Raw genomic sequence first — 17,015 nt, 5'->3', positions numbered from 1 at the left:
ATGGTGTTGAAAAATGGAAGTGAAAAAAAATGGCTGCTTCATGTTGAGCAGCCATTTTTTTAATTGTTGTTACCCTTTAATGATTTCAATTTTTACAGGGGTTGGGTTTGTAATCATATCGAATACTGGAGAAAATTTGGCTAAATTTTCTAATTGCTCAGCACTTGCATCCGATTTAACCTTCAATTGCATGGTAATACCGTTAAAACCGGTTCTTACTTCTGGGTCTAATCCTAAAAAACCGTGCAAATCAGCAGTACCTTTAATTGTAGATTCTGCGCCTTCAATATCAATACCATTTGCTGCTGCATGATAAACCATGGCTCCTGTTAAGCAAGAACTTAAAGCATGCAATACTACTTCTGGTGGAGTTGCGGCTTCGTTTTTACCTAGCAATACATGTGGGTGGCTACATTCCATGGTGAATGTTTCTTCACGTGTTGCATCTTCTTGGCCTGCGCCATAGAATCCTTTGATGCTGGATACACAATGTCCGCCATCAATCCAATTGTTTTTTGCTCTGAATTCGAATTTTGCTAATTCTGGTTGTTCTTGAATGTGACCGATTGTTTCTACTAATTGGTCTACGTTTACTCCGTTTTTTACATTTGCTGTTGTAATCATTTTTTTAAAATTTAAATTGTTAAACATTATTGTTTGGTTGTGGTAAAGCCAATGGCGTGCCAAACCATATAACTAATTTATAATCAGATAAATACAATAAAATGCACTATGTAAAAATATAACGACATTTCGATGATTAACGAAATATCGTTATTTGATTAACGAGATATCGTGAAATAATTTGCAGTTTTAAAATAAGAATGAATTAAACAGGCCTTTCAATACCCAAGGCTTTAATTCTCGATGCAAGGGTTGTTGGTGGTAGTTGTAATAATTCGGCAGCACCGTTTTCACCAGAAATTTTCCATTTGGTCTGTTTCAGGGCTTTCAAGATGTTTTTCTTTTCAAGAGCGACCAGTTCTTTTGAAGTCAATATTTTTTCTTGGACTGGCTCTATTGCTCTTTCATCTGTACCAAGATTATTTGGGATGATGGTTTGCCAATTAATGTTCCCTTTTTTGGAGACAATAACGGCACGTTCAATCAAATTTTGAAGTTCCCTAACATTGCCTGGCCATGAGTAGGAGGTTAGTAGGGTCTTGTCATTGTCTGATAGTTCAGCAATGGGTTTATTTAGTTTTTTTGAAAACTGTTTGATCATTTCCTCGGCAATTAAACAAATATCATGGCCTCTGTCACGAAGCGCGGGTATTTCAATGGGAAAGACATTTAATCTATAATACAGGTCTTCTCTAAATTTTCCTTCTTTTGAAAACTCAAAAAGGTTTCTGTGTGTTGCCGCGATAATCCTAACATCAACTTTAATGGTTTCTGAACTTCCCACAGGGTCAAATTCGCCTTCCTGAATGATGCGCAGCAGTTTAGGTTGGAGTTCTAAAGGCATTTCACCTATTTCATCTAAAAAGATGGTGCCTTTGTCAGCCAATAAAAATCGCCCTTTTCTACTTGCAGTAGCTCCAGTGAACGCTCCTTTTTCATGGCCAAACAGTTCACTTTCAATAAGGTTGGCGGGAATGGCACCGCAATTAATCCTTATCAGGGGTTTATCATTTCTGTTGCTTTCTTTGTGTATGGCTCGGGCAACAAGTTCTTTACCTGTTCCTGTTTCGCCATGAATTAAAACAGTAGCGTCGGTTTTTGCGACTTGCTGAATGAGGTTCAAGGCATTTTTCATGCTTTTATCCTCGGCAATTATTCCATAGCTATTTGTGAGCTCCTGTATTTCTTCGGTTAAATATTCAGTCTGTTTGGTGAGCAAATTGATTTTATCTTCGGCAATCAAGCGTTCCTCGATATTTCTTAAAATAAGTGTGTAAAAGGTTTTGGAGCCTTCACCATATTTGCTAATTGTACCTTCGTTTAGGGTTTCTGTATCTTCTGACCCAATAACTTTAACAAAATTTGGTAAGTATTTGTTAATGGATTTACTGTTATTTTCTTCCCTAACAATGTCCTCAATTAAATTTGCACTGTTCTCATCAAAGAAAAACAAAACGTTGCGCTGCAGGACATCTTCATTTTCCAGTATTTTGTTAGCCGAAGGGTTCGTCAACAGTATTTTAAAGTCGTTACCAAACATAATGATGGCATCCATGGCACCGTTGATTAGGCCACTCAATTTGCTGTTTGCCGCTTCAATTTCCAATTTTGATGAAGCCAGTCGCTCTTGAATGGTATCAAGCTCCCGATGGCGTTTTATCATAACGGCCAAAATACCTTGTGCAAAACCACTATCATTTTTTATCAGATCTAAAAATTGTTCACGTTCAATTTTTAAAACTTTCGTATTCTCCAAGGCCGTTACTGAGGCCGAACGGGTTTCATTATCTATTAAGGCGTATTCACCAAAACAATCATTTGATTTTAGTGTGTCGTAGATATGTCCTTTTTCATGGACTTTAACTTTACCGTGGGTAATGACGTACATCGAATCTCCAGTATCTCCTTTTTTAAAAATCGTTTCATTTTTAATGAAAGTTTCCTCAGTAACGTTGTTGGATAAGTGTAGAAGGGATTTGTGAGATAACTCTGAAAAAAAAGGGGTTAGGGATAAAAACTTAGTGATATTTTCTGATGCTGCCTCGGCCATAGCATTGATTGTGTTATGATAAAGATATTAATTATTATGAGGTTTTTTGAGCTTTGTTTTTTTAACATTCAATTTCTAAAGATAATTAATTAAATTAGTTGTTTAACTCAACATACACAATGCCACAACATAGAGAACTTGTTGCGATTATGTTTACCGATATTGAAGGGTATACCTCATTGATGCAAGACGATGAGAAAGAGGCCTTATTGATAAGAGAAAAGCATCGAGAGATATTTGTGAGATGTACCAATAAATTTAAAGGAGAACTCATTCAATATTATGGTGATGGTACGTTAAGTACTTTTAGAAGTTCGGTAGAAGCCATTAAATGTGGCATTGAAATGCAGAAAGCATTTAGGGCTGAGCCATCTATTCCAGTTCGAATCGGTGTACATGTTGGTGATATTATTAGAACTGAATCAGATATTATAGGAGATGCAGTAAATGTTGCTTCTAGAATTGAATCTTTAGCAGTTGCAGGCAGTATATTGATTTCAGATAAAGTAAATGATCAAATAAGGAATCAAAAGGATTTATCTACACAATTCATTGATGCTGTACATTTTAAAAATGTAGATAAGGTTATTCCAGTTTTTGCAGTTGCCAATGCAGATTTAGTAATTCCTGATAAAGAACATCTTAAGGGAAAAACTAAACCAAATGATTTTGAAGTTTACAAAAGGTATAAGAAGAGGAGCTTTATTTTTTTAGGAATTCTATCACTTATTTTTTTCATTTTACTTTTTACCCTTAAGAAAGGAGATAAAGAATATGGACTTAAGCAGCCTACTTTGGCTGTTCTTCCTTTCAATAATATGAATGATGATGAACAATCCAATATTTTTACTGATGGAATCACTGAAGATATTATAACGCATCTTTCAAAAATTCAAAATTTACAAGTTATTTCAAGGGCATCAGCCATGCACTATAAAGGAACCAAAAAATCCATACAAGAAATAGCAAAAGAATTAGATGTGAATTATATTTTAGAGGGCAGTGTTAGGGTTAATAATAACCAAGTGCGCATTAACGCGAACCTTGTTGATGCGGATAACAATAAAAATTTATGGGCTGACAATTATGATAAGACCCTAGTGGAAATTTTTAAAATTCAGAGTAATGTATCTAGAGATATTGCAAATGCATTGAAAATTACCTTAAGTGAAGGAGAGGTACTCAGAATAGATAACCAACCAACTACAAATCCCGAAGCTTACAAAGCATTTAAAGAAGCTCAAATGTATTTTCACAGAGGAGGCGGCAAAGTAGAGGAATTAAAAATGGCGGAAAATTTATTTAAAAAAGCTATTGAAAAAGACCCCGAGTTTTGTAGGGCTTATGTTGGTGTTGCAGAAACTTATTTAGAATATATTTTTTGGGGAAGAGAATCGCCAAAAAAAATGATAGAAAAAGCTAGTGTACCCGCCTTAACGGCTTTAGCGATTAATTCAAATGATGGAGGGACTTTCGGGGTCTTGGGTGCAATAAGCTATTATAAATATGAAAAGGAAACCGCAATTAGATATTTGAAAAAAGCGATTGAACTTAATCCAAGTTATGTTGGTGCTTATAATAAATTGGCATGGATATATGCTTTTCAAGGTAAATTAGAATTAATGGAAGAAAATTTCAATAAAGTTTTGAAATTGGATCCTTTATCTCCAAAGTATATTGGAGATATGGGGCAGGCTTATTATTATTTAAATGAGTTTCAAAAAGCAATAGATCTTATTGATGAATCTTTGAAGAAGTTTCCCGATGATAATATGCTAATATGGATGAAAGCGACTAATTTAGCGGCCATTGGTAAATATCAAGAAGCAATTAATCTTTACACATCCAGAAGTGTTGCTTCACATACTAATTGGATGCTCGGGTATTGTTACGGTATGATTGGCGAATATGATAAAGCCAAAGAAATTTTGGATTATCAACTTAATAAGAGTGAAACGATTTATGTTCCAGCTTACATGATTGCAACAATTTACATGGGCTGTGGCGAAAAAGATAAGGCGCTGGATTACCTTGAAAAAGATTACGAATTTGGTGGTCAAGGATTGTTTTTTTGGGGATTGAAACAAGATATTAAGTTTAAATCACTTAGAAATGAGCCTCGTTTTATAGCTTTATTAAATAAGGTTGACTAAATACTGTAATACAATTATTAACATCTATTTGTAACATTTCCAATTTGAACGCGTCGTATAAGTGTCAATCAAAAACACAACCATCATCATGAGACAGGATAACCAACTTTTAGTTATTACACATTTAGCCCAGTTGCTCACTTTTTTAACTGGATTTGGCGGACTTATAGTTCCTTTAGTTATATGGGCTACCCAAAAGGAAAATGTTTACAAAATGGATGAACAAGGAAAGCATATTGTCAATTTTCAATTGAGTATGCTTGTGTACACGATAATTTGTATTCCTTTGGTGCTTATATTGGTAGGTATTTTTGGACTGATTATTTTGGGTATTATATCCTTTATATTTCCAATAATTAATGCCATAAAGGCGAGCCACGGAGAAAACCCAACATACCCTTTATCTCTTAATTTTATTAGTTAGTTTAGTTATATTGAGATAGATAAAACGCCCATCAATTTGGTGGGCGTTTTTAGTTTGCTGCCATAGGCAACTTATTTATCTAGTTTAGTTTAGAGGTTTTAAGGGAATTAATTGTTGAGCATTACAGGCATAACCAACATTGTTACCTTTTCGCCTTCATCAAGTCCGTCAATAGGCGTTAAAAGCCCCGCTCTATTTGGCATGCTCATTTCCAATTGTACATCATCGGAATTTAGGTTATTAAGCATCTCGGTTAAAAAACGAGAGTTAAATCCAATTTGCATATCATCGCCCTGATAGTCGCACGTTAAACGTTCTTCGGCTTTGTTGCTGTAATCAATATCTTCGGCAGATATATTCAATTCAGCACCTGCAATTTTTAAACGGATTTGATGAGTGGTTTTGTTGGAAAAGATACTCACGCGACGCACCGAGTTTAAGAATTGATTTCTGTCAATCACAAGTTTGTTCGGATTTTCTTTTGGGATTACGGCCTCATAATTAGGGTATTTCCCATCGATTAAACGACAAATCAATTCAGAATTTTCAAAAGTAAATTTGGCATTGGAATCGTTGTACTCAATGGTTACGTCATCTTCACTCGCAGCTAAAATACCTTTTAAAAGATTTAAAGGTTTTTTAGGCATGATGAACTCTGCTACCTGATTAGCCGAAACATCCTCGCGTGTATATTTCACCAATTTGTGGGCATCGGTGGCAACAAAGGTTAGTCCTTCAGTTGAAAACTGGAAAAACACACCGCTCATTACTGGGCGCAAATCATCGTTACCCGCAGCAAAAATTGTTTTACTAATTGCTGTTGCCAAAATATCGCCTGTTACAACTGTTTTGCTCGGATCTTCCAACGCTACCGCCTTTGGAAATTCATTTCCGTTGGCATAAGCTAAGGCATATTTACCATGGTTTGAACTTATTTCAACCGTATTGTTGTCCTCAACAACAAAGGTAAGCGGTTGCTCAGGAAATGTTTTTAAGGTATCCAATAACAACCTTGCCGGTATGGCCACGCTACCTTCGCTATCACTTTCAACATTTAAGGTTGACGACATAGTGGTTTCTAAATCGCTTGCAGAAACAGTTAATTGGCTGCCATTTAATTCAAATAAAAAATTGTCGAGAATAGGTAAGGTGTTCGAACTATTTATAACGCCTCCTAAAATTTGTAATTGTTTTAATAAATACGTGCTTGATACTATGAATTTCATCTGAAGATTTTATCGTTTTTCTCAGGTTAAAGGAAATAAAGGGTTTAAGCTATTTCTTGAAAGTTTACTAAGAAATCCAATTTATTTCGCCCAACCAGCTTAGTTTAAATTGTCATTATATTACTTACAAATATATCCCAATCAGTCTATATTTCGAAACAAACTTATTAACATTTAGGAAGCAAATTTTTTCCTTCTAACGTAACTGAACACAAACCCAAAAAGCCCCAATAAAACCAATGGTAAGGCAATGTTTATAAGCTGCCAATTCGTTTTTTCGTCCGAAATTTTTTCTTGGTTTAAAAATGCCACGGCAATTTCCTTGGAGCGAATGTTTATAAGTCCATTATCGTCCAAAAGGTAATTTACGGCATTCAGTAAAAATTCCTTGTTACCATACAACTGCCCCGTCCATCTATCAAAGCCCAATTCTTGCGGCGTGCCTCTAACTACGTCGTTTTTAATTACGTCACCGTCAGCTATAACAATCATTTTGGTTGGTTCGCTTTTATCTTTTGCTCCTGACAGTTTAAAAGGCTTAATGCGGTTGCTGTATACCGAGATGAATTCACCTTCCAAAAGAACGGCAAGGGTTTGGTTGCCTTTGTTGAACGATTGCGGATTTTGCTCTTTGGTAACAATGTCCAAACTCACCTCTCGTGGCGTGCCCTCCAATTTGGTCAATGGGGTGGACTCTAAAAGAACGGTTTTTTTAACTTCGTTTTTAAGGGTATCTATTTGGTTGGCAAAATCAAATTTTACTAAATTCAAATTGTTGACAATGGGGTGGTTACTGCTCGAACCCGCCAAGGGCGAATAGGGCCATTTTAGATGTTGAAATTGCGATTCGCTGCCACTACCCATGGCCAATGTAATTGGTGCAGAATATAAAGAACTAACCATAACCGGATTTATTCGAACACCATATTTAAAGAAAAAGTCGGTTAAGTTTAAATCCCTCGTAACAGCATAATTTTTACCCGAAGCATTGTATAGGCTGTCTTTTTCCATGATTACGGCATCAATCAACCAAAGGCTCTTTCCACCATTCATGGTGTATTGGTCCAAAACCAGTTTTTCTTCTTCGGTAAACGCTTTGGTGGGTTTTGCGGAAATTACCAAATCATAGGTTTCAATTTCCTTAAGTGTTTTTTGTGGGTTTGAAGCAACACTGTCCAACGTAAAAGGTGCGATAAAATAGTATTCACCTAGTTTTTTTACGAAGTCGGCTATGTATTTGTCCTCTAGTTGTTTGTTGCCTTTTAAAATGGCTATTTTTTGGTGTTTTGGTTTGGTGAGTTTGTTAAATCCGTCAGCAAAAGCATATTCCAAATGTTGCACGGAATTGGTAACCAATTCTTGTTGTGATGCACCAATTTTGTTTTTTACTAAAGGAATAATAACCGTTTGCCCATTATAACTTGCCAAAGCCCACGGAAAAATGACCGCCTGAGAGGATTTCCCACTTTCTTGAACGCTGAGTTGCATTGGTGTTAAACCACGTTGGGTAAGTTGCTGAATGTTCTGTTCCTTAGTGCTTTCTTCTTCTAACGGGTTGATAAAATGGAAGACAATATTTTTATTTTGTGCTGCAAACTCTTCAAGTAATTGTTGTGTTTCTTTTTGAAGTCGTCTAAATTCCGAGGGGAAATCTTCACCCTCCAAAAAAACGTCAACAATAATGGGAGATTCAATATCCTTTATGATGTTAATTGCCGATTCGCTTAAAGTATAACGTTTATCCGAAGTTAAATCAAAACGTTTGTAAACCTTGTTGCCTAAAAAGTTAACGGCAACCAAAGCCGCGATAAGAATGACGATATGTTTTAAATATTTAGTCAAAAGTTTTTTCTAATTGATATGAGGTAACCGACTTCACTTTGTTGTTTTCAAAATTCAGTTCAATGCATTCTTGCATGTTGTTAAACGCTCCGGGTTTAAAACCCATGTTGTAGTTCCATTTATCCGGTGAGTTGGCTTTTATGGCATTATCCCACCCGTACCATTCGCTTTCACCTAAAAGACTTTTTACTTCATCTTTGTTTTTCTCGATAAAAATGCTGTCGTTTAAAATTTCATGTGCCATTTCGAAGCGTAAAGCGGGTTCTGCTTCCCAAGCCTCGGCATCAAAATGCTTTTCATGATGGTAACTGCTAAAAATATTCAAAATAGGATAAAACACATAAAAATAAACAATTGGCGTCAAAACCAAACTGACCAAAAAAGTCAGCCACTTACGATTGTCAATGGTGTTGACAAACAGCCAAACCAAAACAAAAACCAAAATCAAGGAAATAACAAAAGTGGGTGTAATAATCATTTGCGTTCGGTATTCAATTTTAGTTTGGTTAACATTAAAAAAAACATGGTGATGCTCAAAAAATAAACAATATCACGTGTATCCAAAACACCTCGACCCATGCTCTTAAAATGGGCATTCATACCCAATTGTTCAATAAAATTGCTGGATGCATAATCAGCAATACCTTCAAAACCAATGTAAAAGAAAAAGCAGATAAAAACGCCAACGATAAAGGCCACAATCTGGTTGTCTGAAAGGGTAGAGGCAAACACGCCTATTGAAGTGTAGGCAGCAACCAAAAACAAAAGCCCAAAATAAGAACCCAATGTACTGCCCATATCTAAATTTCCAACAGGGTTGCCCAATTCGTAAACGGTATAAACGTACAACAGCGTTGGAATTAACGCTATAATAATCAAGATAAAGGCACCAAAATATTTACCCAAAACGATATTGAAAGCCGAAATGGGCTTGGTGAGCAACAGTTCTAAAGTGCCTTGTTTTTTTTCATCTGAAAAACTGCGCATGGTTACTGCAGGAATCAAGAATAGCAAAATCCATGGAGCCAAAAGAAAAAATGATGACAGGTCGGCAAAACCGTAGTTTAGAATATTAAAATCGCCCTTAAATAGCCAAAGGAACAAACCATTAAGTACTAAAAAAATTCCAATAACCAAATACCCTATTGGTGAGGCAAAAAATGAATTTATTTCTTTTTTTAAAATGGCTAACATTAAAGGTTTTTGTGGTTCAAGGTTTCAGAATTAAAATTCAAATATCGTTAATTTAATTCGTTATTTCAGTGTTTCCACTTTATCGACACTCCAGGCTTCGGGGCGAATGCTGAAAAGCGGTTTAATCCTGCCCCAGACTTTTTTGAATAAATCCGATTTTCGATATTGTTCCAAATGTTCTTCAGATTCCCAATAACTATAGGTGAAAAATACGCTGGGGTTACTTTTATCTCTGTACAACTCCAAATAAGAACAGCCTTTAAAAGCCCTGATGTCTGCCTTGGTGTCATGAAAATTATCCAAAAAAGCATCAATATTTTGCTTGTAAAATCCCATTTTCACTATTCTTACTATCATAAATTTTTTTGTTTAAAAATCGGTGGCTTTAGACACGATTTGCTGGATATCGATACCTTTCGGTGTCAATGGAGCAGCGATAAAATTAATACTCACGGCATCCATTAATCTAAGTCCCAAAAGTGTTGAGGCGCTGCCTACATTTTCACTGTTACTTTTGTAAACGGCAATTTCCAAAAAATCTCCAGAGTTAAAAACGGCTAGTTTACGGCCCTCGTCGTGTCGTTTGTTTTCGGGAATTTCAAAGTTTACAATGCCGCTATATTTTTTGTGTATTTTTTTAAATGTGTAGTTTCTCGCAGAAATTTCGAAAGACCGACCTTTCTGAATGGCCTCAAAGAAACTGCGTTTGATGTTGGTCACCACATTTCCGTAATTATCCACGTATATCACACTGCCCACAATTTGCGTTTTGTCGTCGTTCACATAAGGCACAATATTCTTGATGGGTTTTATTTCTTCAATGTTTTTGCCAATAACCTCCAAGGTTCCGCCGCGCGCAATATGGCAGGCTACCTTTACAAACACATCCAAAACAGGAAAACTAGTTTGTATCTTATCATGGATGTTAATTTCAACAATTTTTTGTGGTGCAATTTCAGAACAAATCATGCTCATAATACCATTGTTGGCACATATAAAATAGTGGTCGTCCAGTTTTAGGGCAATATGTTTGTTTTCAGGATTTAATTCAGAATCAATCCCAATAATATGGATGGTGCCCTTCGGAAAACTTTTATAAGCATTTTGAATGATGTAAGCCGCCTCAGGAATATTAAATGGCGAAACGGAATGCGAGATATCAACAATTTTCACTTCGGGCAGTTCACTGTAAATAGCGCCTTTTGTTGCGCCAGCAAAGTGGTCTTTTTCGCCAAAATCGGTAGTTAGGGTGATGATTGCCATGGGCAAAATTGTTGATATGTTTTTAGTCCGTGGTCACTCAAATTTAGTATTTTTGAGTTTTAATAACCAATTACAAAACTAAGAAATCATTTTGTCTGATTGGATATAAATCACATTTAATCAAACGGAAATTTTAAAAAATAATTATAAGCCTTTGAACGAAATCATTCTTGAACTTGAAGAGATTGCTCCTAAAGAACTTTTTGGAGCTCAAAATGCCAACATCGAACTTATAAAAAAACACTTTCCTAAGTTAAAAATAGTAGCACGGGGCAATAAAATTAAAGCTTTTGGCGATGAAGAGTTGCTGGAGGAGTTTGACCATCGTATGACTATGCTTTTTAAGCATTATGGCAAGTATAATAAGCTAGACGAAAATACCATTGAACGTGTATTGACCAGCCAAAGCAGTGACGATTATAACACGTCGCAACAAAGTGGTGAAGTTATTGTGCATGGTGTAGGTGGAAGGTTGATAAAAGCCCAAACCACCAATCAGCGCAAATTGGTAGAGCTGATTCGTAAAAACGATATGGTTTTTGCCATCGGGCCAGCAGGTACGGGAAAAACCTACACAGGAGTGGCTTTGGCGGTTCAGGCCTTAAAAAACAAGGAAGTAAAGCGTATTATTTTAACACGACCAGCTGTTGAAGCAGGGGAGAACCTTGGGTTTTTACCAGGTGATTTAAAGGAAAAACTAGATCCATATATGCAACCGCTTTACGATGCGTTGCGTGATATGATTGCACCAGAAAAACTGGCGCATTATATTGAAAATGGTACCATACAAATTGCACCGTTGGCATTTATGCGCGGTAGAACTTTGGATAATGCTTTTGTAATTCTTGATGAAGGTCAAAACACGACCCATGCGCAAATGAAAATGTTTTTAACCCGGATGGGGAAAAACGCCAAATTTTTGTTGACTGGAGACCCAGGGCAAATTGATTTGCCGCGCCGCACCATTTCAGGACTCAAGGAAGCCTTATTGATTTTGAAGAATGTAGAAGGCGTGGGCATGATATTTTTAGACGATAAAGACGTGATTCGTCATAGCTTGGTTAAAAAGGTCATTGAGGCCTATAAGAGTATTGAAAACAGAGAGTAATGAGTAACACCATAATCGATACCAATTTCAATTTTCCAGGACAAATAAGCGTTTACAAAGGAAAGGTTAGAGAAGTTTATAACATAAACGACGAGCAGTTGGTTATGATAGCCACCGATAGGCTTTCGGCCTTTGATGTAGTTATGCCAAAAGGTATTCCGTATAAAGGGCAAATACTGAACCAAATTGCGACCAAAATGATGGCTGCTACCGAAGATTTGGTGCCGAATTGGTTAACTGCCACCCCAGACCCCAATGTAGCCGTTGGGCATTTATGCGAGGCTTTTAAGGTAGAAATGGTGATTCGTGGCTATATGAGTGGTCATGCTGCCCGCGAATACAAAGCAGGTAAGCGTATGCTTTGCGGTGTGCCCATGCCGGAAGGTATGAAAGAAAATGATGCTTTTCCAGAACCCATCATAACACCGGCTACCAAAGCCGAAATGGGCGACCACGATGAGGATATTTCCCGAGAAGATATTTTAAAACGGGGTATTGTTTCAAAAGAGGATTATGAAATCTTGGAAGATTACACCAAAAAACTCTTTAAGCGCGGTACTGAAATTGCAGCGGCCAGAGGCTTGATTTTGGTAGATACCAAATACGAATTTGGTAAAACCAAAGATGGAAAAATTGTATTGATTGACGAGATACACACCCCAGATTCCTCAAGGTATTTTTATGCTGATGGCTATGAAGAACGCCAACAAAAAGGCGAACCGCAAAAGCAGTTGAGCAAAGAGTTTGTGCGCCAATGGCTAATCAGCAATAACTTTCAAGGCTTGAAAGGGCAGACCGTGCCTTTTATGAGCGACGAGTATATTGAAACCGTTAGTGAGCGCTATATAGAGCTTTACGAAAACATTACTGGAGAAACTTTTGTTAAGGCTGATGTAAGCAACATACAGGAACGTATTGAAGCTAATGTTTTGGCTTTTTTGAAAAAGTAAAAATAAATGACATGATTAAAAAAGGCTTTATATTTTGTAAAGCCTTTTTTATTATGTTAATTTTAAGATGCGCTTATCGGTTTAGCATGGTTCCGTTGCGATGAAAATCCGTAGGATTTTAGGAGTAGGAATCGAGCCAAGTTAAAAGTAATGAATTTTGGTGTAGCATGTTGCAAGCAATGGATTATGGCCGTTGCTACCTGTTGGCTTTATTTTTCAAATTCGGATTTATTCTTTGTAGTTTTTTCACATGTTTCACAAGCATCTTCAATTAAATTAAATAATTCTTTAAACTCTTTTGAATATCCTGAAAAATCTTCAAAGAACATATATTCATAGTGTTTATTATTTCTATTATACTGTTTTACTATTATATGAAGAATGATTTTTTCACTTTCTATATTCAATCCAGCACGCTCATTATTAATGGGCTCCTTATCATAATCAAATGAATTCAATAATTCTTCTAATTCTTTAGTAATGTTTTCATTTACTTTAGAAGGATAAAAAACTCTATTTCCATTAGGCAAGTTATCACATCCTAACTTACCATTATTAATGACTAACTTGTAACTCTTTAAGGAGTAAGCATTGAAAACCCTTATTTCATAATTTCTGTCTGATTTAGAATCAGAATGTAAACAAGAGTAAAAAGTAAGGAGTATTAACAAATAAAAGCATTTATGTGTCATTTTTAACAAATTTTCTTGAGGTACTTTTCGCTTGCAGGTAACACATTATTATATGCATTGTTTTTAATGACTTATATCAGTCGATACTGAAACAAGTTCAGTACATGTAAGCGAATTTAGTTTTTTAAAATCAAAAAGTAAATATTTAGGGCATATATCAAAAAGAAAAGTTGTCAACTTTTTAAAGTTAACAGATTCGTTTTTTTCACATTTAAAACAAATCTATCAGCTCCAACGGATGGTTTAATAGGTGATCGGCACCACTTTCAACCAGTTCGTTTTTATCCCTAAAACCCCAACTCACGCCAACAGCAAGCATGTTGGCGTTTTGAGCGGTTTGTATATCTATGGCGGTGTCGCCTACAAATATTATATCTTCTGGCGGTAATTTTAAGGTTTTACTAATTTCCAATGCTTTTATGGGGTTGGGTTTTTTATGCGCTTCATCGCTTAAACCTTCAACCGCTTCAAAATAATTAGGAAATAACGCCAATACGATTTTTTTGGTCAGTTGGTCTGCTTTGTTTGAGAGTACAGCTAGTTTTATATTTTGGTTTTTAAGTTGTTTTAACAGGTCCATGATGCCATCGTAAGGCTTGGTTTTTTGTGTACATCGGGTACTATAAATACGCATCATTTCATTAAAAACAGTATCAATTTGTGCTTCCTCGCACTGGTTTTCTGGTAAAGCCTTTACAACCAAGCGTTTTATACCACTTCCGACAAATTGTTTATAGATTTCATAACCATGCGTTGGGTAATTGTAGCTTTGCAGCACGGTATTCATGGCATCGGCTATATCTTCAATTGAATTTACCAATGTGCCATCTAAATCAAAAATTACGGCTTTATAACCCATATTGCACTAATAATTTAAGGTTACCACCCGGTCGTTTAAGGGTTGTTCGTTACGGTAGTTGTTTAATGGCATGTTGTTTTTAAGTTTTACTACTTCTTCAACCGAAAGTACAATGGGTTGTTTAAAAACCACCCAATTTACATTTTCACTGCATGGTGGGGTGGTTAACGAGCCATTGTAAGAGTAAAAATTATTGTTGCCCTTAAATAGGGAAGACAAATCTATGTTGTGATGAATGTCTTTACTAGCTCCGTTTTCAATGGGTAAAAAGCTATCGAAAAACTCGAACAACTCACTGTCGTCACCTTCTTCTCCCAAAATGCTCAAAACGGTGATTTCCCCTGATTTACTGAGGTGTACCAAATGCATTTCAATAGGATAGATAATGCCGTTAATTCGATGTTCTGAAGGCTCATGAAAATGAATTTGTTTAAGGTAAAAGGTTTCGTTTTTGTAGTTGATGGAATCACCAGTTTCAAAATCAAACTGGATGGAATGCCCATTGTTTTCAACCTTACTGATAAGTGTTGTAGGTGTGTATAGTATTTTCAAATTGTTTTTGGTAGCCGAAGAATCTGTGTCTTTATGAATAATGTTTATGGGTGATTGGTGTTTTCCATCGCAATCGGAATTTTTTTCAATTTCTGCCCAATGCTCCGGTGATGTTTCTCCAGAATAGCTCCAATGTTGTTCGTGCTTAGTTTGTTCGTGGGTGGTTGTGGTTTCTTTTTTACCGTTTTTACAAGATATAGCTAATAATAAGCCGCAAGCCATTAAAGTGAAGGATTTGGCATTCATAATGTTGATTTTGTTTAAACTTCAAAATTAAATAATGTGGCATTTTTAAAACTTGATTTTTATCAGTTCATATTGAATTATTTATTATTCAGAATTTAAGTTTTTAAGCCAAATGTTTTTAAATTCAATTTTCATGGGTGGTCCAGTATGTACCTGTACACCAATAAACCCTGATTGTTTTCGGTTTAGGGTATCGTTATCGGTAACATCGCTCATAAGCTTGCCGTTAACAAAGTGCTGTAATCTGTTGTTTTTTGCAATAATGTGAAAAGTGTTCCAATCTCCATTGTTAATATAATTTAAAAGACTGTCAGGGTTTCCCAAAGATGACACAACCTCTGAACTTTGCCATGCGTTGCTAATGATGTTGTCTTTTAACGAATTTGTGTTTTCTGGGTTGGGCTGGGTATTCACGACTGCTTTTTCGCCACGACGTGCAAGTGTGGTACGGCCACGTTCTTCATAACTCATACCTGTGTATCGGTTTCGGCCATCAATATCACCTTGGTAGCCTTTCAATGCAAATGGTAACGTATCGATTAATGAGCTTCTATAGTTTATACCACTGTTTCCTTTATCGGAAATTTTAAAGTCTAATTTTAATTCAAAATCTGAAGGGGTGCCACCTTTCCAAATAATAAACGTATTTCTTTTAAGCAACGTTTCTGGGGTAATTTCACCAACTAAAATGCCTTTTTCAACACGCCAGTAGGTTGTGTCGCCTTCCCAGTTTTCGAGATTTTTACCGTTAAATATTTTGGTAAATCCATTTGAGTTTGTTTCTGTTTTCGTCTTGCAATTAATGTTTACGGCTAAGGCAAAAGATATTAGCAGTAACTTTATATGACTGTTTGCTACCATAATTATTTTATTTCTGGATTTTGAATGGCGTTTTTTGTAATAAATGAAAAAGCCCAATCAAACGATTGGGCTTTGTTTTATTTGAAAACAATTTTTAGTTTCCTGCTTCTAAATTTTTCATTTCTTTTTCAATCATGTCGTAAAACTGATCGATTTTTGGAAGCACAACAATACGGGTACGTCTATTTTTCGCTCTGTTTTCAGCAGTATTGTTATCTACCAATGGCACATAGTCAGCACGTCCGGCAGCAATTAATTGTGCAGGGTTTACGCTCAATTCTTCTAAAACCCTTACAACAGAGGTAGCACGCTTAACACTTAAATCCCAGTTGTCTAATAAAGGAGGTTTGTTGTAAGGAACATTGTCAGTGTGGCTTTCTACCATACATTCAAAATCAGGCTTACTGTTTACAACTTTAGCAACTTTGGCAAGGACTTCTTTAGCTCTTGAAGTTACGTTGTAGCTTCCGCTTTGGAACAATAATTTATCAGCAATTGAAATGAATACAACACCTTTTTCAACATTAACCTCAATGTCTGGGTCGTTAATTCCAACTTCACGTTTTAAACTTGTTACAAGCGCTAAAGTAACACTGTCCTTTTTAGTAAGGGCATCTTGTAAGCGAGTAATTTTTAAATCTTTTTCTTTGATGCTCTCTAATGTTTTTTCAACGTTTGAAGCACCTTTTGCAGATAAAACCTGAAGATTTTCGTTATAATTTTTCAAAGTTGCTACTTGATCTTCCAAAGCTGTAACCCTAGCAGTTGCAGACGCTCTATCTTCTAAACAAGAATTTAACTTTACGGTGGCAGAGTTTAATAAATCTTGAGTTTCTTTTTGTTTGGCTTGAAGGTCGGTATATAATTTTTTAGATACACATGAACTTAGTAATATCATTGAAGATACACCAAGTAATAAAACTTTTTTCATAATTGTTTAAGGATTAATTTTTCTTGTTAATTGCTTGCAC

General features: G+C 35.9%; 17 protein-coding genes. 4 read left to right on the top strand and 13 right to left on the bottom strand.

Going from position 1 to position 17,015, the window contains the following annotated elements; translation table 11 throughout:
• Positions 1-69 precede the first annotated feature (69 nt).
• On the bottom strand, positions 70-624 hold the full coding sequence (locus WJN01_RS10200) for an OsmC family protein (RefSeq protein ID WP_445197055.1): 555 nt from the start codon (positions 622-624) through the stop codon (positions 70-72).
• Positions 625-829: 205 nt separating this feature from the next.
• On the bottom strand, positions 830-2,674 hold the full coding sequence (locus WJN01_RS10195) for a sigma 54-interacting transcriptional regulator (protein WP_445197054.1): 1,845 nt from the start codon (positions 2,672-2,674) through the stop codon (positions 830-832).
• Positions 2,675-2,793: 119 nt separating this feature from the next.
• Between WJN01_RS10195 and WJN01_RS10190 the strand changes: the two genes are divergently transcribed.
• A complete protein-coding gene (locus WJN01_RS10190) occupies positions 2,794-4,827 on the top strand; it encodes an adenylate/guanylate cyclase domain-containing protein (protein ID WP_445197053.1) in 2,034 nt (677 codons plus the stop codon).
• 88 nt (positions 4,828-4,915) lie between these two features.
• Positions 4,916-5,251 carry a DUF4870 domain-containing protein gene (locus WJN01_RS10185; RefSeq protein WP_445197052.1) on the top strand — a complete coding sequence of 112 codons (336 nt, stop codon included), beginning with the start codon at positions 4,916-4,918 and terminating at the stop codon, positions 5,249-5,251.
• 107 nt (positions 5,252-5,358) lie between these two features.
• Here the strand turns inward: WJN01_RS10185 and dnaN are convergent, their stop codons facing one another.
• The 6 genes from dnaN to WJN01_RS10155 form a co-directional block, all read right to left on the bottom strand.
• The gene (gene dnaN, locus WJN01_RS10180) at positions 5,359-6,477 is read right to left on the bottom strand and encodes a DNA polymerase III subunit beta (RefSeq protein ID WP_445197051.1); all 1,119 of its coding nucleotides are present in this window, start codon (positions 6,475-6,477) and stop codon (positions 5,359-5,361) included.
• Between the two features lie 174 nt (positions 6,478-6,651).
• A complete protein-coding gene (gldG, locus tag WJN01_RS10175; protein WP_445197050.1) occupies positions 6,652-8,319 on the bottom strand; it encodes a gliding motility-associated ABC transporter substrate-binding protein GldG in 1,668 nt (555 codons plus the stop codon).
• Complete coding sequence (locus WJN01_RS10170; RefSeq protein WP_445197049.1) at positions 8,312-8,797, bottom strand: hypothetical protein; 486 nt, start codon at positions 8,795-8,797, stop codon at positions 8,312-8,314. The genes gldG and WJN01_RS10170 overlap by 8 nt, the downstream gene beginning before the upstream one ends.
• Positions 8,794-9,513: a gliding motility-associated ABC transporter permease subunit GldF gene (gene gldF / locus WJN01_RS10165; protein WP_445197048.1), complete on the bottom strand. Its 720-nt coding sequence runs from the start codon at positions 9,511-9,513 to the stop codon at positions 8,794-8,796. Before gldF ends, WJN01_RS10170 begins: the two co-directional genes overlap by 4 nt.
• Before the next feature lie 60 nt (positions 9,514-9,573).
• Positions 9,574-9,870 (bottom strand): putative quinol monooxygenase, encoded by a 297-nt coding sequence (locus WJN01_RS10160; RefSeq protein ID WP_445197047.1) that lies wholly within the window; start codon positions 9,868-9,870, stop codon positions 9,574-9,576.
• A gap of 12 nt (positions 9,871-9,882) precedes the next feature.
• Positions 9,883-10,776 (bottom strand): SAM hydrolase/SAM-dependent halogenase family protein, encoded by an 894-nt coding sequence (locus tag WJN01_RS10155; RefSeq protein ID WP_445197046.1) that lies wholly within the window; start codon positions 10,774-10,776, stop codon positions 9,883-9,885.
• 154 nt (positions 10,777-10,930) lie between these two features.
• Here WJN01_RS10155 and WJN01_RS10150 point away from each other — a divergent pair, with 154 nt between their 5' ends.
• Together WJN01_RS10150 and WJN01_RS10145 are read left to right on the top strand one after the other, a co-directional pair.
• A complete protein-coding gene (locus tag WJN01_RS10150) occupies positions 10,931-11,884 on the top strand; it encodes a PhoH family protein (RefSeq protein ID WP_370476463.1) in 954 nt (317 codons plus the stop codon).
• Positions 11,884-12,834: a phosphoribosylaminoimidazolesuccinocarboxamide synthase gene (locus WJN01_RS10145; protein ID WP_445197045.1), complete on the top strand. Its 951-nt coding sequence runs from the start codon at positions 11,884-11,886 to the stop codon at positions 12,832-12,834. The genes WJN01_RS10150 and WJN01_RS10145 overlap by 1 nt, the downstream gene beginning before the upstream one ends.
• 209 nt (positions 12,835-13,043) lie before the next feature.
• Here WJN01_RS10145 and WJN01_RS10140 read toward each other — a convergent pair whose 3' ends face one another.
• The 5 genes from WJN01_RS10140 to WJN01_RS10120 all read right to left on the bottom strand — a co-directional run bounded on the left by WJN01_RS10140 (position 13,044) and on the right by WJN01_RS10120 (position 16,975).
• Positions 13,044-13,526, bottom strand: coding sequence for a hypothetical protein (locus WJN01_RS10140; RefSeq protein ID WP_445197044.1), 483 nt, complete (start codon positions 13,524-13,526; stop codon positions 13,044-13,046).
• A 211-nt stretch (positions 13,527-13,737) separates the two neighbouring features.
• The gene (locus WJN01_RS10135) at positions 13,738-14,385 is read right to left on the bottom strand and encodes an HAD family hydrolase (protein ID WP_445197043.1); all 648 of its coding nucleotides are present in this window, start codon (positions 14,383-14,385) and stop codon (positions 13,738-13,740) included.
• Positions 14,386-14,391: 6 nt separating this feature from the next.
• On the bottom strand, positions 14,392-15,183 hold the full coding sequence (locus WJN01_RS10130) for a carbonic anhydrase (RefSeq protein ID WP_445197042.1): 792 nt from the start codon (positions 15,181-15,183) through the stop codon (positions 14,392-14,394).
• Between the two features lie 84 nt (positions 15,184-15,267).
• On the bottom strand, positions 15,268-16,044 hold the full coding sequence (locus WJN01_RS10125; RefSeq protein ID WP_445197041.1) for a 3-keto-disaccharide hydrolase: 777 nt from the start codon (positions 16,042-16,044) through the stop codon (positions 15,268-15,270).
• A 94-nt stretch (positions 16,045-16,138) separates the two neighbouring features.
• A complete protein-coding gene (locus WJN01_RS10120; RefSeq protein ID WP_445197040.1) occupies positions 16,139-16,975 on the bottom strand; it encodes an OmpA/MotB family protein in 837 nt (278 codons plus the stop codon).
• Between the last annotated feature and the right edge of the window lie 40 nt (positions 16,976-17,015).

Origin of the sequence: Tamlana sedimenti (assembly GCF_038148895.1) — a bacterium.
GTDB lineage: Bacteria > Bacteroidota > Bacteroidia > Flavobacteriales > Flavobacteriaceae > Tamlana.
The sequence above is the reverse complement of the archived record's forward strand: the minus strand, read 5'-3'. Positions and strand labels throughout refer to the sequence as shown.